Raw genomic sequence first — 19863 nt, forward strand, 5'->3', positions numbered from 1 at the left:
ATATGAGCGAAATAGATCAAAATGGCCGTGAGCCGGTTGTGACAAAATGGGGACGCATTGAGATCGATTTCGAGAGTGATAAAGATTACGGAAATCCCATTCAAGAAGCGGCATTGCAGGTGGTGTTTACATCGCCTTTTGGATCGGTCTATAATGTGATGGGATTCTGGGATGGCGGACGGCAATGGCGCGTGCGTTTTTGTCCAGATGAAGATGGCGAGTGGTCGTATGCGACGTTTTTTTCAGATGCGGAAAACACGGGTTTGCACAATCGCGAGGGGCGTTTTACGTGCGGGTCATCTCAGACGAGCAGTGAATTTGATGTACACGGTCCTATCGCGCTGTCTGCAAACAGGCGGCATTTTGTTTATGCGGATGAGAAGCCGTTTTTCTATATGGCAGATACGGCGTGGAATGGCTGTTTGCGGGCGACGCGGGATGAATGGCGCTATTATCTCAGCGAGCGCGTGCGGCAGGGATTTAATACCGTGCAATGGGTGGCTACGCAGTGGCGTGCGGCTCCAGATGGCGATATCGAGGGCAATCAGGCGTTTTCCGGTGTGGAAAAGATTGCAATAAATCCGGCTTTTTTTCAGCGTTTGGATGACTGGGTGGAGATGACTTTTCAGGCAGGCCTGGTCAATGCGCCCGTGATGTTGTGGGCTCTGGGAGGGCGCAGTCATCCGGAAAAGAGTCCGGGCGTCTCGTTGTCAGAGGACCAAATGATCCTGCTGGCTGAATATATGGTCGCGCGATGGGCGTGTTATCCCGTGGTGTGGATTTTGGGTGGGGATGGCAATTACGATGGCGAGAATGCCGAGCGATGGCAGCGCGTTGGGCGCGCGGTTTTCGGGAAAGGTCCCCACGCGCCTGTGGCGATGCACAGTTCGGGGCGGCGATTCCCGACTGATGAATTTCGGTCTGAAAATTGGCTCGATGTGGTGGGTTATCAAAGTGGTCACGGCGACAGCGACGAGACTTTGCAGTGGATTGTGACGGGGCCGCCTTCGGAAGATTGGAAAAAGACGCCGCGCCAATTTTATATTAACATGGAGCCTGCTTATGAAAATCACGTGGCCTATCATTCAAAGCGGCCACACGATGCAGCGTCGGTTAGAAGGGCGATGTACTGGAGCCTGCTCAACGCGCCAACCGCTGGCGTGACTTATGGGGGACACGGCGTGTGGGGGTGGGACGATGGTAGCGGGCCGCCTGTTGACCATCCCAATTCGGGAACGCCATTGCCCTGGCATGACGCGCTGATGATGGATGGGGCAGAGCAAGTGCGGCATCTCGTCGATGCATTCGATTCTATCGGGTGGTGGAATTTGCGCCCGGCGCCAGAGTTGTTGGGCACGCAGCCCGGCGGGCGAGATGTACACAATCACATTTTGATTTCTAAATCTGTGGCAAACGATCTTGTGGTTGCCTATACACCACAGGGCGAGGCGGTGGTGGTGAAGATGGTGGGGTTGTCACCACATCTGCGGGGTATTTGGTACAATCCGCGCGATGGCGATGTCGATGCAGCAGAAGTGCGCGAGGGTAATGGCAAGCGCATTTACGAAGCACCGGGAGGTGGCGATTGGCTTCTGGTTTTGGCATGAGGAGATGATATGGATCACACTTTTGAACAGAATTGCACGGTGTCTTATAAGGTTCTCGGTCCCAATACCCGCGGATCAGATCACCATTACGAAGTAGATGTCTGTGCTTCGCTAGAGGAGTTGCAGCAATTTGACCGAGAGGGATATCTGGTGCGCGAGGGATTGTTTGCGGGCGGGGACTTGAAAGCATTGCAAGATGCGCTGGATCGGTTGGAGGATCGGGAATCGGGCGCGTTTCGAGATACGGGAAAGCGGTCCTGGGGACGTATCCCGCGACATTTGATGGATAAAGATCCGGTGTTTTTGGATTTGTTGAAATTTCCGCCTGTGTTATCTATTGCGCGGGCGATGATGGGGCCACTGGTCAGGCTTCGGGGATTGAGCGCGCGGATCAGTTATCCGGCTGAAACGCCTCATCAGACCCCCTGGCACCAGCATTTGCGCGTGGTTTCCAATCCTTTGCCGCCGTGGTTTTCCAGACCACATGGGATAGATGCTCTGATTTATCTGGATGATTTGAATGAGGATACGGGACCCGTGGGAATTGTGCCGGGGTCGCACAATTGGTTGGATAGAGCACCGCCTCCCGATACTTATGAGCCGGTTGAAGGTGAGCTTGTGGTTCGCGTGAAGGCCGGGGGCGGCGTGTTGATTCACAGCAATCTCTGGCATCGCGGATTGCCGACGTTGAGGACAAAGCGCAGGATGTTGATTTTGAGTTATACGCCGACCTGGCTGCGCCGATCACCTCATGGGGGACCGCCTCCCGGTGACGGGTTGACGCAGGCGATTTTAGAAGGCGATGACGAAGAGGCGCGTATTTTGTTGGGTAAAGGTGGATATACTTGAATTTCTAAAGGAGCGATATATGAGTATGGTAGCCGTTGGAGAATTGAATGTAGATGCCGCGCTTTACGCATTGGTTAAAGATGAAATTGCGCCCGATACGGGCGTGGATGCAGAGGCTTTTTGGCAGGGGTTGGAAGAGATTGTAAGAGATTTGGGACCGGAGAATCGGCGTTTATTGGAAAGGCGCGATGTCTTACAGGCGAAGATCGATGCCTGGCACGAGGGGCGCGAATCTATTGATGGGGAAGCGTACAGGGCATTTTTGCAGGAGATCGGGTATTTATTGCCCGAAGGAGATCATTTTCAGGTGTTGACAAATGGGGTTGATCCAGAGGTTGCGACAGTGGCTGGACCGCAATTGGTCGTGCCGGTGGATAATGCGCGTTATTGTTTGAATGCGGCCAATGCGCGCTGGGGTAGTTTGTACGATGCGCTGTATGGGACAGATGTGATTCCAGAGGATGATGGCGCAGATAAGAGTACGGCTTATAATCCTGTGCGCGGCGAGAAGGTGATTGCCAGTGCGAATGAATTTTTGGATGCGACTGTGCCGCTGTCCACTGGGTCTTACGCATCAGTCACGGCGTTTGCTCTGGGTGAAGAGAGTGGACAGAAGGTGCTTGTGGCAGAGGTTGATGGTCGGGATACAGGGTTATCAGATTCGCATCAGTTTGTGGGCTATGCGGAGCGAGATGGGGCACTGTCCAGTGTGCTGTTGGCGCACAATGGATTGCATGTTGAGATTCAGATCGATTCGGACCATCCCATTGGGAAAGAGCATCCGGCAGGGGTGAAAGATGTGGTGCTGGAATCAGCAATTACCACGATTCAGGATTGTGAGGATTCCGTATCGGCTGTGGATGCCGCGGACAAGGTGCTCGTGTATCGCAACTGGTGCGGTTTGATGAAGGGGACGCTGGAGACGACTTTTGAAAAGAATGGACAATCCCTGAATCGCAAATTGAATCCCGATAGGAATTATATCCGTCCAGATGGCGGTGCGTTGACATTGCCGGGGCGAAGCACGCTGCTGGTGCGAAATGTGGGTATTCACATGTACACCGATGCAGTGACGACTGGAGATGGAGAGGAGATTCCCGAGGGGTTTTTGGATGCGATGGTGACGTCGCTGGCGGCTATTCACGATTTGAAGGGCAATGGCGTGTTTCAAAATAGCCGCTCGGGCAGTGTGTATATCGTAAAGCCCAAGATGCACGGGCCTGAAGAGGTGGCGGCGACAGTAGAATTATTCGGGCGCGTGGAAGATGTGCTTGGACTTGCGCGAAATACGCTGAAGATCGGGATTATGGATGAGGAACGGCGCACGACTGTCAATTTGAAACGCGCTATGTGGGAAGCCCGTGAACGCGTCATTTTCATCAATACGGGATTTTTGGATCGCACGGGTGATGAGATGCACACGAGTATGGAAGCCGGTGCTATGCTTCCCAAGAATGAAATTAAGGCGCAACCGTGGTTGACGGCTTATGAGGATTGGAATGTGGATGTGGGTATTGAGACGGGGTTGATCGGCAAGGGGCAAATTGGCAAGGGGATGTGGGCGATGCCCGATGCGATGCGGGAGATGGTGGAGACGAAGATGAATCACCCGGAAGCCGGGGCGACTACTGCGTGGGTTCCTTCGCCAACTGCTGCGACATTGCATGCGATGCACTACCATCAGGTGAATGTTTCGGCGCGGCAAGCAGAACTCGCGAGGCGAGAACGCGCGAGTCTGGATGCGATTTTGACGCCGCCTTTGCTGGATAGAGATCTGACGGCTGAGGAGATTGCGAACGAATTGGACAATAACGCGCAGGGTATTTTGGGCTATGTGGTGCGCTGGGTTGATCAGGGTGTTGGCTGTTCCAAGGTGCCCGATATTCACGATGTGGGTCTGATGGAAGATCGCGCGACTTTGCGTATTTCGAGCCAGCATATCGCCAATTGGCTGCATCACGGGATTGTGAGTGCAGAGCAAGTCCGCGAGACGTTTGAGAAGATGGCCGCGGTTGTGGATCGGCAGAATGCGGGCGATCCGAAATATCGCAATATGGCTCCAAATTTTGATGAGAGTACTGCGTTTCAAGCGGCGCTCGATCTGGTTTTCAAGGGTCGCGAAGTGCCCAATGGATATACTGAGCTGGTTTTACACGCGCGGCGGCGAGAGGTGAAAGGCTAATCGCTAAATAGGAAGTGAATAATGGGGCGAAAGTTGCTGGTTTTTGATGTGGGCAATTCGCGTTTGAAGGCGGCGTTATACGATGGCGATCGCCTGATTGCGCGTGCATCTCTTAGCGGAGTTCAAGATTCGACACAGGTCGTGAATGTGCTCAAATCGCGTTTTGCCCCGAAAGAGACACCCGATCACTGCTTGATTGCTTCTGTGGTGCGCGGCGCAGATGAGGTGATTCACAAGGCGGTCCAGACTGTATGGGGGTTAATGCCACAGGTAGTCGATACAGAAATGGATCTGGGGATTGATGTCGCTGTGTCTCGTCCCGACCATGTTGGCATTGATCGGCTATTGCAAGCGAGTGAGGCGTTTCGCGTTTGCGCGGGGCGTGTGGTTGTCGCCGCTTTTGGCTCTGCGCTGACTGTGGATCTGGTGACAGCAGATGGTGTTTTTCGCGGGGGGACGATTGCGCCCGGTTTGGGTATGGGGTTGCGCGCGCTGCACGATGAGACGAGTTTGCTTCCCCATGTGGCGCTTCAACCACCTGATTCGGCTGTTGGGACGGATACGGCTTCTTGTATCCGGGCAGGTATTGTTTACGGGGCTGCTGGCGCTGTTGAGCGACTGTTTGGTGAATTGGTTCCCGATGGGCGGGCGACGCTTGTTTTGACCGGGGGGGATGCCGAGTTGATTGCGCCGTTTATAAAATTCCCCCATCGGGTGGAGCCAGATCTGGTTATGCGTGCGCTAATTTCGTTAGATCGCAGGATTTTTGACCATTAAGGGGCAAAAGTAGCGGCGTTGAGGAGAACAATGCGGTCGCACGCGATGGCGGGGTAATCCCGCACGGTGATGGTTTTTTCCGAGGCGGATTCGATTTCGTAGCCGGTGTCTGCGGCTAATAGATAGGTTCCGGGGAGAGCGTTGGGGTCGGGCACGGTTTGCGATATGTGATAGGTGCGGTTGTCAACTGAGGTGACATTGAGCGGGGTTTGTGCCTGCGAGAGTGTGAGGGTGTGACTGCCGCAGCGGAGTTCGGTGCCGCAGAGCAGATAAGCCCGTTTGAGATTGCCCTGGTTGTCGATGGATGCATATGCGAATTGGCCTGTGATGGAGACGGGTCCGAGGTCATGGGTTGTACCTTCTGGGGCTGAGAGGATGTAGTCGGTACAGCCGTCGCGTTTTACGGCTATTGCCATGGCGCTGGTGTCGGGGTCGTTCAGGATCAGGTGTGCGGATTGGATGGGTGATTTGTCGGTGTAGGGTGTGATGACGGCGGCGTACTGACTATTTGTGTTCGCGTCGTTTTTGCGTTCGGCCAGGATTTGCTGAACGGGTGGGGCGTTGAGCTGGTCGCCCAGGTCCGAGCGCCAGCCGGGCGCGTCTGCGAGCAGGAGGCGATGGATGGGGTTGAGCAGGGTGAGGTCCATTCGCAGGTCCTGGTTTTGCCATGTGGCGGTGAAGGGGGCTTGGGGATGGTCGGCGCGGATGTTGTCGAGCCATTCGATTTGTTCGTTTATGGGTTGGGGATCGGCACCGCGAATGTCCGTGAGATTCCCGTTGCAGTGGAAGCCATACTGGTGGAGCTTGCCGCCGTTTATTCGGAAGAAGTCGATGGCGTAGGTCTGTTCGCCGGGGATCTGGATGAGCGCACAGGTGCGCTGGTAGCGGTCGCATTGCTCGTACGGGGTGGCGGATGCTTGGATGATTTCGACGCCTGTACCCGTGCCAAAGAGTTCCAGGGTGGCGGGTTTTGGGTTGCCGCTTTGGTTTTGGGCATCAACGGTGACGATGTTGTGGGAGAGGGTGCTTTTGGTCCAGGCATTTCTGGGGTCGTCCCATATATAACCCCTGTCTGCGGCCATTTCTCGCCCCTGGGCGATGTAGATGATGCCGAGGCTGTCGTAGTGGCGATGGCCGCCAAAGCCATAACCGTTGAGGTAGAAGGCTGTGTGACCTTTTGGGTTTCCGCCGCGCAGGACGGCGACGTGCCAGCCGGGGAACCATTCGGTGTGGTGGGGCAGGTCGGTGTTTTGTTCGGATACTATATCGGGATCCCGGTGCCAGAGGGCGTATTCGTCGCCTTTTTGCGAGAGTGGAGCGTTCTGCGATTTTTCCAGCAGGCCAGCGTAGCGATTGCCGTAATGGGCGGATAGGATTTCGGCGTAGATGGGGTCAATGCCTCGGCCTTCTCGAGAGTCTCCGATGACGGGGTCTTGCAGGTTCGGATCGAGCATGCGGGCCATGCTTTCCAGAGCCAGGCGGTAGCGGTCGAAGTGCTGAAAGGGGTCCAGGTTTTTGAGGGCTGGACCGATTTCGGGTTCGTAGCCGTCGGGATCGGAGTATCCGACGAGCAGTTCTGGGATGTCGCGCAATAGGTTGAGGTGCATGGCGGAATAGGAGGGAGATTCGGTGCAAAAGCCGTCGAAGTGGAAGGCATCTTCGAGGAGGGTTTCAAGGCCTTCGATGGCGCGGCGCACGCTTTGCGGTTTGTTAAAGAGTATGCCGACGGCGGCGCTTAGTGCGCGGCCAGGACCGCATTTGTTGTTGATTTCGCTCCAGTTTTCGGTGTCTGCACAGCCAGCCAGGATGAGGTCGTTGACGATGCGTTGATTCATTTCGGGTGTGAGGACGGGGGAGCCATCCTGATATTGGGCTGTTCGGATAAGGTCGTAGGCGAGGGTGATCTGGAGAATGCTTCCGCCATCGGAGCCACTGCAACCAAAGCGTCCGGCGCCCCAGAAGCCGTTGTTGAGGACCGCATGGTCTCCTTCTCGATGGCGGCCTTCAAAGGCGGTGATGATGGTTTCGACGGGAAAACGCCCGGCGCGGGGATATTTGCCGAGGGAGATGGCGACTTCGGCTGGTGGAGAATCCGCTATGGTGCCGTCGTAGGAGTGGAAGAGCCAGTTGGGATATCGCCGCGCCATGCAGTCCATGATATAGGCGCACCACTGGGCGTATAATACGTCATCGGTGAGGGCGTATAATTTGGCAAGCGGTAGCATTTGTTCGAAGCACCAGCGGCTTTTTTTTGTGCGGATGATGCCGGACCAACTCGTGTGTACGGGCCACCGGACCCATTTGAAGGCGTGTTTGCCGGATTTGTCTTCGGGGTGGGCGCGTTCTTCGTCGGTGAGGTAGAAGGTGAAGGTCTGGTTCATTCTGGGCGCGGTGATGCTGCCGGTTTCGGGATAGTTGGCGTTGGGGTACTCGGTTTTGCAGTATTTGCAGATGAGTTTATCCGGATCAGTGGGATCCCATTCGTACAGGCCGGTTTCACCCATGGAGGAGAGGCGGTTGACGCAGGCGGGACAGTTCTGACCGTATTCGGGCCAGGGGGTGAGTTCGGGCATCATGGCGTCGATAAAGTCGCGGTTCTGGTCCATGAGGTAGGCGACCTGTTGTTTCCAGCTTTCGAGGATGGCCTGCGCCCAGGGGTAGCGTCTGAGGTTTTTACGGGCGTTTTCGACGTTGAGTAGCGGCATGGGTGCTCCTGTGGAACGCGTTGATCTTATGGTTTTTACTTTTTGCAATATATTGAGAAATAGACTTTGTGTCTAACCAAAGAATGGACGCACAATATAGCTGTTTGTATCTCATTTCTTGCGTCTTGTGTCTCTCTTTTGTAATATCTCCACTGACCAGATGCATAATACCAGAATACGGGCTATTTACTTTGGAGGAATACGATGGGAAAGCAGCAAATAGCAGCAACAATGCTCAACAAAGACGATTTGATCGTCATCTGTGGGGCGGGCGGCTTTATTGCTGGTGCGCTGACGCGATATTTTCACGATCAGGGGTTTGTGCGGCTTCGCGCCGTTGATAAGAAGCCTTTGCCCGAATGGTACCAGCGCGTGCCGGGGGTGGAGAATCTGTGTTTGGATTTGAGCGATGAAGATAATTGCAAACGCGCCGTTGAGGGTGCTGCTGAAGTGTACAATCTCGCGGCAGATATGGGTGGGATGGGGTTTATCGAGCGGTTCAGGATCGACTGTTTGCGGAGTATTCTGATCAATACCCATCTGATTGAAGCGGCTTATTGGGCGGGTGTTGATCGGTATTTCTTTTCTTCTTCTGCCTGTGCGTATAATACCGAATTACAGGAGGATCCCAATGTGCGCGCTCTGAAAGAATCAGATGCGTATCCGGCTATGGCAGAGCGCGGATACGGTTGGGAGAAGTTGGTTTCGGAGATGTTTTGCGAGGAGTACTGGTCAGAGCGCGGCATGAAGACGGCGATTGCGCGGTTTCACAATGTGTATGGTCCTTATGGGACGTGGGATGGCGGGCGAGAGAAGGCACCCGCCGCGCTTTGCCGCAAGGCGATTGAAGCCAAAGATAACGGCAAACTCGAGATTGATATTTGGGGCGATGGCAATCAGACGCGCAGTTTTATGTACGTTGACGATTGTATTAAAGGCGTCGATATGATTATGCACAGTGAGGACCTGGTTGCAACGCCTATTAATCTCGGTTCGAGTGAACTGGTTTCTATCAATGAACTGGTCAGTGTTATTGAGGAGATCGGTAGTATTAAACTCAAGCGTACGTATGATCTCACGGCACCTCAGGGCGTTGCTGGGCGCAATAGTGACAATGCGATGATTAAAGAGATTCTCGACTGGGAGCCAGATACCTCTTTGCGCGACGGTATGGCTAAGACTTATGCCTGGATTGCACAGCAATATGCGGACCGCAAGGCGGGTAAGTGGACGGTGAGTTAAGCAGGGTATTTATTATATGGGCAAAGATATTACGAGCGTTATTGGCAGTATTCCCTTTCGCATGGCTTTTGCCGGTGGGTGGATTGATCAGCCTTTTTTGTCTCAGTACAATCCATCGCCTCCCGGGTCTATGGTTGTGGTTTCGCTCGAGCCGACCAGTCGTTTTATGAATCGCTGCGGTATGGCGACGAGTACGCGAGATGTTGCGATGAAGCTCTGGGGTTCTACGTTTCCCGATCACGCGCCGTCTGATCTGGTGAAGGAATTGTACACGGTGGAAAATGAGGGCAAGGCCGAGCCGTCGGGGTCACAGGATATGGTCGGGTTGCTTTATCCGGGCGTGAGCAGGCTCGACTACGATTGCGAGTACGAGGGGGGGTATTTTCCGGTTCATATCGAGTCGAATAACGATTCTGCTGTCGCGCGTTGGCTCGAGGATGTGGTCTATATGGTTCCGGTTGCGCCGCGTCCCGATGGCTATGAGCCGTTGGGTGAGAAGAATTTAGATCCGATATGGATTGAGAGATTGAGTCAGTCGGGCAAGGATTGTTATGATGCGATTATTGCCAGGGATGCGCGTGGATTGGGCGCGTCGTTGAATGAGTGTATGGTGTGTTGGGAGACTCTTTTGCCTCATACGGTACGTCATCCGACTATTCGGATTGATTTGATGGGTATTTTGGAATATTATCAGTCGAGATATGTCGGGGCGATGTTTTCGGGGTGTGGCGGTGGGTATATTTACGTTGTGTCTGAAGAGCCCGTGCCGGGCGCTCTTCGCGTGGATGTCCGATATGACAAAGGGTAAGTGATTATGAAGACGGTCATTGTTTCAGGCAGTTTTGACGATATGAGGGCGCGAGATATCCGTTTTTTGCAGGAGGCTTCCCGATATGGCTATCTTCACGCGCTGGTATGGGGGGATGATGCCATTGAGGGGCGACCCAAATTTCCGGAAGAAGAACGCATGTATATGATGGATGCGATTCGCTATGTGGATTGCGCCACGCTTATTACGGAGTTGGTGGATAAAGACGGTCTTCCCGATGCGGTCCAGGCCGATATGTGGGTGGTGGATGAACGAGACGATACGCCGCAGAGACGACATTTTTGCGATGTGCATAATATCGCATATCGCGTTTTGACGTCAGACGATGTGAGGGGGTTTCCGATAGGGGAGACAGCGGATGGGGATGCGAAAAATAAAAAAGTGATTGTTACGGGGTGTTTTGACTGGTTTCACTCCGGGCATGTCCGATTTTTTGAAGAGGTGTCGGAGTTGGGCGATTTGTACGTTGTTGTGGGGCACGATGCCAATGTCCGTCTGCTCAAGGGCGAACATCATCCGATGTTCGGTGAAGACGAACGCCGGTATGTGGTGCAATCCGTCCGTTTTGTCAAACAGGGGATCATTTCCTCTGGCGATGGATGGATGGATGCCGCGCCTGAGATTGAGGTTATTAAACCGGATATTTATGCGGTGAATGAAGATGGCGATAAGCTGGAGAAGAGAGTTTTTTGCGAGGAACACGGCCTGGAATACGTCGTGTTAAAACGCGCGCCGAAGGATGGATTGCCGCGTAGAGAGAGTACGGTTTTAAGGGGGTTTTGATTTTTTACGATGAAACCTCATTGCGGAGCGTTTTGTCTTTTTATGTAGAGTAAATTAAGACCTCTATAGCTCTAAATAACAGGATTGTGCGATGTCAAATATTCTTCTCGATAAACCCGATACCGAATTGCATCTTAAGACGCTTGGCTTCGACAGGGTGCTCGCTTATAAGCTCTGGTGTTACCGCAATGGGCTGGATACTGGTCTGGATAAATCTGCTGCTCAGCGTCAGGCAGAGATTGATCTTCTCCAACGCGAGGTTGAGCAGCGCGATCCCGATGTTAGCCCGAGACACAATGCCCACCGCGCCAAATTTATCGCTCGTATCTTTAAAGGCGAGCTTCAGGATGAGACTGTCTCTGATTTGCTCTTTCGCATTCGCGCGATTTACAATAATCTCGACGGTGATCCCAACGCGCAACAAGCACTGGGGTGCCTCGTTCTGCACGTTGAAAAATACGGCGATTTGATGCGGCCCGCACGCGCCTGCAAGCGTTTTGGTCATACGGTTGTCAATACCTATATTGCCGCTCTTGAACAACTCGCTCGCAATCACACAGATTGGATTCGGCCCGTTGAGGATTGGCGACCTAATAGCTATAAACCAGCGCACCAATTCTATAGCCTTGCGCGTCATCTTCTGGCACAATACGATGTGCCCGCATTTTTTGATACGGCATTTTTACAGGGCAATACACCAAAGGCGCGACAGGAACAAGCGTGGTTCATTCACGTTGGCATGGGGCAAAATATCCGCACAGCCGGTGTGCCTATGCGGATTACAAAGCGCATGGCGCATTTGCTTTTGCAAGAAAAACGCAGTTATCACACCGTTGTTCAGTGCCTTCGCAAGGTTCAGTACGTAGCTTATGGCGGCAACCCGAAAAGTGCCTGGGAAATTGCCCATGGACCTCTGGGGGAAGGATTCGAGAACGAAGATTTTTGGGAGACTGTTGTCCATTTCCTCGCCAATCAGGCTTTTCTCGAACGCAGTTATATCAATCCCATTATCGACTATATCCGCAATCAAAAATTCACGCCTCAGCGCATGCCGCAACCCGACGGTACGGAGATCGAAGGTCCGCCGCTACATCCCAATTTTTGTATGAAGGGTCGCAGTATTAACAAGCTTCTCCGCCAGGTCGATGTGTGGCATCAAGAACTTACGGGTTTGGAAGATGTCGAGTTGGAAATTTGGGCGTCCTCTGGCTTTAGGGAGTTTGAACATGTGACACTGGACCCCAGGCTAAAACGCAATATTCAGTGGACGGTTCACGAACTCATTACTTCGCAACAACTCTACGCCGAGGGGCGCATTATGCATCACTGCGCGGGGTCTTATGCCAAACGCTGTGCCGCGGGTGAGAGATCTCTCTGGTCTTTGCGCGCGCTCGATCTCGACGCTGCCGAAGAAAATCAGGTGCAGGAGCACGTGCTTACCATTGAGGTCGATAATAAGAAAAAATCCGTCGTTCAAAACGCCGGCAAATTCAATCTCAAACCCTTTGGCAAAAAACATCTCGCCAAGCAACGCAAAACGGGGAATATTTACCTCCATCTTCTCCGCGAGGCGCCGACGGTTATGCGCCTGTGGATGAACCGCGAAGGGTTGTCCCATGGATAATACTGCGATAACCGGTCATGCGTTTCCCTTTATCGAAGTTTCTGGTACGGCGTACGATATGGGTTATCAACACGGCAAACAGGCCGCGGATCTCGTTCACAAATATCTCGTGTGGATTGATAAACTTACAGGCAAATCTCGCGATGAACTCTGCCAGAATGCGCGTGCTTTTTATCCCTTAATTGAAAAGCTGAGTCCGCTGCTTATGGAAGAGATTCGCGGGCTTGCCGATGGTGCGGATATTTCTTTTGATGAAGCTCTCTTGTGTCAGGCGCGGGGCGAGGCCGCCAGTGTTCCGCCCGAGGGGTGTACGGCGTTCGCGCTTACTGGCTCTGCGACTGCCGATGGGTATCCCCTGGCCGGTCAAAATCAGGATCTCGCGGTCGAATACGCCGATGTCGCCATTCTTTTGCATGTCTGTCCTTCTGATGGTCGGCCCAGGGCATTGCTTTTCACTTTTGCTGGACAATTGGGTTATTCGGGTATGAATCAGTACGGTCTGGCTCATTTTGCCAATGCGCTCTACGATTGTCCCTGGCAGATGGGCTTGCCTCACTATCCGCTCAAACGCATTATGCTCGAGCAGAAGGGTCTGGATACCTGTCTTCGGATTCTCAGACAGCATACTACCTGTTCGGCTGGAAATATGGTTTTTTGTTTTGGCGATGGGCAGATTGCCGATCTCGAAATCCGTCCCGAAGGCGTGATGCAATTTACCGATACACATCCCGATGCGATTGTTCACGCCAATCACTATCTCACCCCCGAATTTGCATCCTGTGAGACCAATAGTCTCGCCGATTCCTGCCCCCGACGCGATAGGATGCGCGATTTGGTTAAAGAACACTGGGGCGATATCACGGTGGATACGATGAAGGCTATTCTCTCGGATCACGATGGCGATCCCGCGGCGATATGCCGTCACGGTGCTGTAGATATGTTTTCTATTTCGGGTTATATCGCCGAACCCGCAAAGGGATTGCTTCACGTTCGGCGGGGATTGGGTTGCACGGGAACGTGGACGGCTTATGCGGTGTAGTGTTTTTTCAGGGGGTCCAGGTTTTGGCGCGTTCGGCGTAGTCCCGGGCCTGGGCGGGGATATCTACGCCGACTTCTGCGGACCAGGCTGCGAGAAGCTGTTGATAGATGGGGCCGGGTTTGCCGGTGCCGACAGGTTGGAAGTTAAAGCGAGTGATGGGTACCATACAGATGGTGGTTGAAGTGTACCAGGCTTCGTCGGCTTCTCGCACATCGTAGGGTTCGATATCGGTCTCATAGACGGGGATGTTCAGTCTTGCGGCGAGGTCCATGCAGGCCTGCCGGGAGACGCCGCGCAGGATATCGTGTGGTTTGGGTGTGTGGATTTCGCCATTGCGGGCGATGAAGAAATTGGTGCCAGTGCCTTCGGTTATAAAGCCGCGTTCGTCGGTGAGGAGGGCGTTGGCACCTTTTTCCATGCGTTGAGCCTGGAGATTGGCAATCTGGTAGTAGATGCGGCTGCGATTTTTGGCTTTGGGGTCGATGTACCGGGCGGGTACGGATTGCTGGGGCGTGATGACAAAGTGAGTGCCCTGTTCGTAATAGTGGGCACTGCCTCCAATGTGGCGCACGAGCGGGATGACGTTGATGGTGACGATGGGACTGGCACCTTCTGTGACGAGGGTGTCGTAAAAACCCAGGGCACCCCGGGTGACGTTGTGCATGATCTGAAAGTCCAGATTTTCCAGGGCGGGCAGATTTTTTTTTATAGTTTTGTGCGTGACGTCTTCCATCTGGTCAATGCTGAGGCCGCAGTCGATTTCTGCGTATTTCATGGAGGCGTACAGGCGTTTCAGGTGGTTGCGGAGGCAGTAGGGTTTTTGCTTGAAGGAGCGGGTCATTTCAAATACCATGTCTCCAAACATCAGGGCGGAGTCGAAGATGGAGATACGGGCTTCGCGTTCGGGAACGAAGGTTCCGTTGAAATAGACGAGGCGCTGGGGCATGGGGAGGCCTTTCGTGAGAGTCGAAGATTGGGAAATGGGTTGTTATATATACGACAATTTTTTTGAAATTCAAGTGAGGATGGCGATGGAGGTCACGGAGGTCGAACTATAAACCGAAAGAGAGGATTGAGACAATGGCGGAGCGATATAGAGCGGTGTTAATCGGATGCGGCAGGATGGGGGCGACGATTGATGATGAGGTGCAGGATCGTCCCGACCGTCATCTGTGGCTCCCGTATTCACATGCAGCAGCGGCTGTGGCGTGTGAGCGGACGGAGCTCGTAGCGGTTTCGGATGTGATAGCAGACAAGGCAGAGGCGATTCGCCAGCGGTACGAGGTTGCGGTTTGTTATACGGATTATCGGGAGATGATTGAGGAAGAGAAGCCGGATATCGTGTGTATCGCGACTCGTCCAGCGACCCATTCAGAGATAACGGTTTTTGCAGCCGAACATGGGGTGAAGGGGATTTATTGCGAGAAGCCGTTGTGCTGTTCGATGGCAGAGGCAGACGCGATGGTAGCAGCGGTTGAGAAGTACGGCGTGAAGTTCAATTACGGTACGCAGCGGCGATATATTCCGGTTTATCGAAAGATGCGGGAACTGGCGGATGCCGGGGAATTGGGTACGGTGCAGGCTGTCATTGTGCAAGATGGGGTGACAGCGGCGTTGTGGGGGTTAACCCATGGGGCGGATATGATGTTGTTATTAGCCGGAGATGCCGAGGTTGAGTACGTGCAGGGAACCATTGTGTGTGAGGATGAGGATTGGGAGGGCAACCGCCTGAATGTGGATCCGGGCATAGCCAGCGGGTACGTTCGGTTTGCCAATGGGGTTCACGGATATACAACGGCGGGCAGTGGCTCAGAGTTTGAGATTTGTGGCTCGGAGGGAAAGTTGAGAACGTTTAATAATGCGCTTGCCTATCAGTTTCGAAAGGCAAGCGACGTGCGGTATGTGCTGGAGGAGCAGGCATTTCCAGAGGTTCCGTGCGAGAGTGGTACGGTGAATGGGATTCGGGATATCGCGGAGGCGCTGGATACAGGGCGGGAGACAAAGGGTCCGGTTCATCTGGCGCGACGGAGCCAGGAGATGGTGATGGGGTTTATTGAGTCGCATAGGTTGGGCGGCGTGCGGGTAAGTTTGCCGATGGAGAACCGAGAACTGTACGTGGGACGGGAGGGTTGGTGAGTGCGCGTCATTGATTAAGGAGGATGGCGATGAAGATTACAGAGATCGAGGTGATTCCGCTTCGGGTCCCGTATGAGGCGCGTATCCGGAAGGCGTATTATCATTTTGCGATGCGGGAAGAGGTGACGGTGTATAAGTTTCATACGGATACGGGGTTGATAGGGTTGGGGGAGAATGTGGGTTCGCCGTTCGGTCAGGAGATGCTGGATGCCTATATCGGGACGGATCCATTTGACCAGGTGATGGGGCAGGGGCGGTTTAATCTGGATATGGCGTGCTATGATTTGATGGGCAAGCACCTGGGATTGCCGGCGTGGAAGCTGATGGGGCAGCAGGTGCGTCAGTGGGTGTCTATGGGGTGGTGGATGCCGTGTATGTCGGTGGAGGATACAGCGGCGGAGGTGCAGGTGGCGGCAGAGCGGGGATTCCGGGGGTTGAAGTGCAAGGCGCGGGCGTTTTACGATGTGGTGGCATGCGCGCAGGCGATCCAGGATGTTGCGCCGGTAGATTTTCGGGTGGAGTTCGATTTTAACGGGGCGCTGATTTGTGTGGAGAAAGCGTTGCCAGTGTTGCGGGAGCTGGAGAAGATTCCGGTGGTGAAGGGGGTTGAGGAGCCAATTTTTGCGTATGATGTTGAAGGGTGGCGCAGGCTACATGAGGCGATTCGAATACCGTTCTATCTGCACGGGGTGCGGGTGCTGTGTGAGGCGGCGTCGCGGCAGCCGTCGGGACCGTGGATAGGTCTTCGAGCGGGCGATTTTGATGGGGCGCTTTGCAGCCACGAGTGTGTGCGGGATGCACTGGCGTCGGCCTGGACTTTTGCAGCGGCGAATACGCCGATTTTGTTGCAGTATGTGGGAACGGGAATTACGACGGCGTTTGCGCTTCAGTTGGGCGCAGTGATGCCGACAGCGACGCTGCCGGGGGTGACGGCGAGTCATTCTTATGAGGACGATTTGATTGTGGATGCACATTCGGTGCAGCGCGGGTTTATGAAGGTTCCAGAGGGACCTGGCCTGGGTGTGGTGCTGGATGAGGATGCCGTGGCGAAGTACCTGGATACACCTGCTGTGGAATGGCCCCGGCATGTTTCGGTGGTGACGCTGCCGGGGGGTATCAAACATTTTTATAAAAATTTGCAACAGGCAGAGCGGCTGATGAAAAAGGGGGTGGATGAGTCGTTTGCGCCGGGCGTGCGTCTGGGTGAGTGGGAGGACGATGGGAGCGAGGAATTTGACAGGCTTTGGACCCAGTTGCAGGCGCAAGATGCACCGATTTGGGATGGGTGAAGATGAGATGGTTTTTAATAGTATTGTTGCTGTGGCCCCTGTGTGGGCAGGCTGAGGAGAGAATATTGATGCAGATTGCGACGACGATTGATTTTGGCAAAGATGTGGGGCAGAACTGGGGTACGCTGTTTGAGGCGCGAGATGCAGAGGGTCGCACAATTTTGGGCGCGGGGTTTACAGGTGTTTATAATACGGCGTTTCGCATGGATCGATATACGTTGCAGTTTTTTGTGCGGGACGATGAAGCGGAGATAAATTTTGAGACGTTGCCGCCTTCGACGGAGGATGGGGGGAGTTATTTGTTCGATCTGGATGGCTGGGTGTACGCGTGTAGCTACCATCAGGATCGGACTGCGAGAGCGTGGGATGATGTAGCAGGTGCCTGGCAGGTGGATGAGAGTTTTGGCGCGGGTGAGACGGTGAGCGGGGAGGGCAAGATGCGGGTTGGCGGGAAGGTGCTTCAGTTTAAGGGGGGTGAGGCGTGGTATGATGGGGAGCGGGTTCTCGCAAGACCGGTGTCCGGATATTATCATCATTTTTATTACGCGCTGGGGTATTTGACGTTTTTCTATAAGAATGAAGAGGTGGAACAGCCGTACACGAAATTGTACGCAGTGCCCTGGGTGCCGGGAGATGGGACGGTTGATCTGGAGAAGGCGGTGGTGCTCGATCTGAAGTACGATCGGGAGACGCCGTTTGCCATTGGGCAGCTTGGGAATGAGATTGTAAATTCGTCCAATATGGGCGGGATATATGCGTTTGATGGGGTGAGGTGGAAGGTGTTGCGCGCATCATTGGAGGGGGTGAGTTTTCAGCTTTATTCGATGCTGAATTGGTATGATAAGCTGTTGATGGCGCAGTATCCAACGGGTAATTTGTTTATTTACGATGGGGCGGAGGTTCGCCATATAGAGGATTGGCCGCCTGTGATGCCGGGTGTGTCGGATAGGGTGCGAGAGGCGCAAACTACGGGGTTTTACGGCGGGGATCTCTATGTAGGCGTTTGGCCGTGGTCCGAGTTGTGGCGGTACGATGCACACAGGGATCACTGGCAGTTTGTGAAGCGGATGTTCCGGCGTCCGCCAATTACGGATGAGATGAATCATCCGTGGGAAGATCGGGTTGTGGCGTATAATGAAGAATACGATGGTGATATCGTGATCAATGAGTGGGGGCAGCGCGTTACGGGACTATCTCCGATGGGGGACGCGCTCTATCTTTCTGTGAGTGCTAAGGGTTGCCCCGAGCGAGATATGCGGCTTGCGTTTTTGCACGATGACGAGGTGTGGAACGAGTACCGCGTGGTGCATCGGTTGAAAAAGCCGGGTCATGTTTCTGTGCCGGTTGTGTGGCGCGACGGACCGACGACGCTGTTGTTCACGGTTGGCGAGGTGGAGATCAGTATCAGGCAGGATGGGAAACTTCTGGGGACGGCGCCAGTTCGACGGGAACAGGTGGGGCGGGTGGTGAAGGATGCCGAGTTTCAGTGGGAATACGGGATGTATGGACCGCTACAAGCGGGGTTGCTGTCAAAGGGCGTGGAACGGTAGTTCGTGCGAGAATGGTCAGGATCTGCGGGCTGTTTTGCGTTACCACATTTTAGTTTTGGAGGAGACGCATGGCTGTTACACGGGAGGATTTACAGGCTGCTATTGATCGGTTTCCGCGTACGGAACTGGCGGATTTGCCGACGCGGTTGGACGATTGTCCGCGATTTTCAGAGGCGCTGGGTGGGAAGGTGCGGGTGATGGTGAAGCGAGATGATTTGACGGGGTTGGCTTTTGGAGGGAATAAGACGCGAAAATTTGATCTGGCTCTGGGAGATGCGGTGGCGCAAGGGGCTACGGCGTTGATAACGGGCGCGGCGTCACAGTCGAACCACGCGCGGCAGGCAGCGGCAGCGGCTGCCAGGCTGGGGATGAAGTGCGTGCTGGTGAACCGGCACGATCACCGCAGCCAGATGGGTATTCAGGGCAATCAGTTGCTGGATAATATTCTGGGGGCGGATGTGCGGCTGGTTGTGGATGGCGTGAATCAGAATGAAGTGAAGGAGCGGGTTGTGGCGGAACTGACGGCGCAGGGAGAGAAGCCCTATCTGATCGGGCAGCGTGCGGTGGTGCTGGGTACGGTGGCTTATGTGTGCTGTGTGCTGGAGATTGTGGCACAGCTTGAAGCGATGGATGCACGGGCGGATTTTATTTGTACTGCGTCCGGGCACGGGACACATGCGGGGCTGGCTTTGGGGGTGAAGGCGCTGGGTTTGCCGATCAGGACGCTGGGGTTTTCGCCGAGCAAGGGGGATGAGGCACAGCGGAGGGCGAGGCTGGCGGAGGTGGGCAACGAGGCGGCAGAGCTTTTGGGGCTGGATGTTCGATTGCGGACAGAGGAGTTGGAGAATACGGATGCGTATGTGGGTGAGAATTACGGAATTGTGACGGAGGCGGGATTAAATGCATTGCATTTGCTGGCGCGGACAGAGGGGATTTTACTCGATCCAGTATATACGAGTAAGGCGATGTCAGGGGTGATTGACCGCATTCAGACGGGAGAGATTCCGGAGGGATCCACGGTGGTTTACGTACATACGGGTGGGAATCCAGCGCTGTTCGCGTATGCGCCAGAGTTGATTTCTAATGGAGATTATCGGCAAAATCTTGTGACGAGTTGAGGCGGGTAGTGCCCGTATAACGCGGCTTATCATTATTCCTCCAAAAGATAGACAGGGACAACAGCAAGTCGTTGCTGTTTGTAAAACATTTTTATGTTTCATCATTGGATAAGGGATTGAGATGGGGAGACTT

15 protein-coding genes are annotated in these 19863 nt (G+C 54.1%); 13 read left to right on the forward strand and 2 right to left on the reverse strand.

Annotation, left to right across the window (positions count from 1 at the left end):
- Positions 1 to 2 precede the first annotated feature (2 nt).
- The 4 genes from F4Y39_22515 to F4Y39_22530 are packed head-to-tail and all read left to right on the forward strand — an operon-like array spanning position 3 to position 5415.
- Entirely contained in the window at positions 3 to 1607 is a 1605-nt protein-coding gene (locus F4Y39_22515) for a DUF4038 domain-containing protein (GenBank protein MYC16513.1), read from the forward strand.
- Between the two features lie 9 nt (positions 1608 to 1616).
- Entirely contained in the window at positions 1617 to 2456 is an 840-nt protein-coding gene (locus tag F4Y39_22520) for a phytanoyl-CoA dioxygenase family protein (protein ID MYC16514.1), read from the forward strand.
- Positions 2457 to 2475: 19 nt separating this feature from the next.
- On the forward strand, positions 2476 to 4638 hold the full coding sequence (locus tag F4Y39_22525) for a malate synthase G (protein ID MYC16515.1): 2163 nt from the start codon (positions 2476 to 2478) through the stop codon (positions 4636 to 4638).
- Between the two features lie 21 nt (positions 4639 to 4659).
- Positions 4660 to 5415, forward strand: a complete 756-nt coding sequence (locus F4Y39_22530; GenBank protein MYC16516.1) for a type III pantothenate kinase — start codon at positions 4660 to 4662, stop codon at positions 5413 to 5415.
- Here the strand turns inward: F4Y39_22530 and F4Y39_22535 are convergent.
- Positions 5412 to 8120, reverse strand: a complete 2709-nt coding sequence (locus tag F4Y39_22535; GenBank protein MYC16517.1) for a hypothetical protein — start codon at positions 8118 to 8120, stop codon at positions 5412 to 5414. The two genes, F4Y39_22530 and F4Y39_22535, sit on opposite strands and share 4 nt — an antisense overlap.
- A 231-nt stretch (positions 8121 to 8351) precedes the next feature.
- Here F4Y39_22535 and F4Y39_22540 point away from each other — a divergent pair, with 231 nt between their 5' ends.
- The 5 genes from F4Y39_22540 to F4Y39_22560 all read left to right on the forward strand — a co-directional run bounded on the left by F4Y39_22540 (position 8352) and on the right by F4Y39_22560 (position 13637).
- Complete coding sequence (locus F4Y39_22540) at positions 8352 to 9362, forward strand: NAD-dependent epimerase/dehydratase family protein (protein MYC16518.1); 1011 nt, start codon at positions 8352 to 8354, stop codon at positions 9360 to 9362.
- 16 nt (positions 9363 to 9378) lie between these two features.
- On the forward strand, positions 9379 to 10170 hold the full coding sequence (locus F4Y39_22545; protein MYC16519.1) for a hypothetical protein: 792 nt from the start codon (positions 9379 to 9381) through the stop codon (positions 10168 to 10170).
- Between the two features lie 6 nt (positions 10171 to 10176).
- Entirely contained in the window at positions 10177 to 10974 is a 798-nt protein-coding gene (locus tag F4Y39_22550) for an adenylyltransferase/cytidyltransferase family protein (GenBank protein ID MYC16520.1), read from the forward strand.
- Positions 10975 to 11065: 91 nt separating this feature from the next.
- Positions 11066 to 12598 (forward strand): hypothetical protein, encoded by a 1533-nt coding sequence (locus tag F4Y39_22555; protein ID MYC16521.1) that lies wholly within the window; start codon positions 11066 to 11068, stop codon positions 12596 to 12598.
- Positions 12591 to 13637, forward strand: coding sequence for a hypothetical protein (locus tag F4Y39_22560; GenBank protein MYC16522.1), 1047 nt, complete (start codon positions 12591 to 12593; stop codon positions 13635 to 13637). The genes F4Y39_22555 and F4Y39_22560 overlap by 8 nt, the downstream gene beginning before the upstream one ends.
- Before the next feature lie 7 nt (positions 13638 to 13644).
- Here F4Y39_22560 and F4Y39_22565 read toward each other — a convergent pair whose 3' ends face one another.
- A complete protein-coding gene (locus F4Y39_22565) occupies positions 13645 to 14583 on the reverse strand; it encodes a branched-chain amino acid aminotransferase (protein MYC16523.1) in 939 nt (312 codons plus the stop codon).
- A gap of 134 nt (positions 14584 to 14717) precedes the next feature.
- On the opposite strand from F4Y39_22565, the gene F4Y39_22570 reads away from it, so the two are divergent.
- From F4Y39_22570 to F4Y39_22585, 4 genes are all read left to right on the forward strand, one after another.
- Positions 14718 to 15773 carry a Gfo/Idh/MocA family oxidoreductase gene (locus F4Y39_22570; protein MYC16524.1) on the forward strand — a complete coding sequence of 352 codons (1056 nt, stop codon included), beginning with the start codon at positions 14718 to 14720 and terminating at the stop codon, positions 15771 to 15773.
- 23 nt (positions 15774 to 15796) lie between these two features.
- The gene (locus F4Y39_22575) at positions 15797 to 17062 is read left to right on the forward strand and encodes a hypothetical protein (GenBank protein ID MYC16525.1); all 1266 of its coding nucleotides are present in this window, start codon (positions 15797 to 15799) and stop codon (positions 17060 to 17062) included.
- 2 nt (positions 17063 to 17064) lie between these two features.
- A complete protein-coding gene (locus F4Y39_22580) occupies positions 17065 to 18612 on the forward strand; it encodes a hypothetical protein (protein ID MYC16526.1) in 1548 nt (515 codons plus the stop codon).
- A 68-nt stretch (positions 18613 to 18680) separates the two neighbouring features.
- Positions 18681 to 19730 (forward strand): D-cysteine desulfhydrase family protein, encoded by a 1050-nt coding sequence (locus F4Y39_22585; protein ID MYC16527.1) that lies wholly within the window; start codon positions 18681 to 18683, stop codon positions 19728 to 19730.
- Positions 19731 to 19863 lie beyond the last annotated feature (133 nt).

It is taken from the genome of Gemmatimonadota bacterium (assembly GCA_009838845.1).
In the GTDB taxonomy this organism is placed as follows: Bacteria; Latescibacterota; UBA2968; order UBA2968; family UBA2968; genus VXRD01.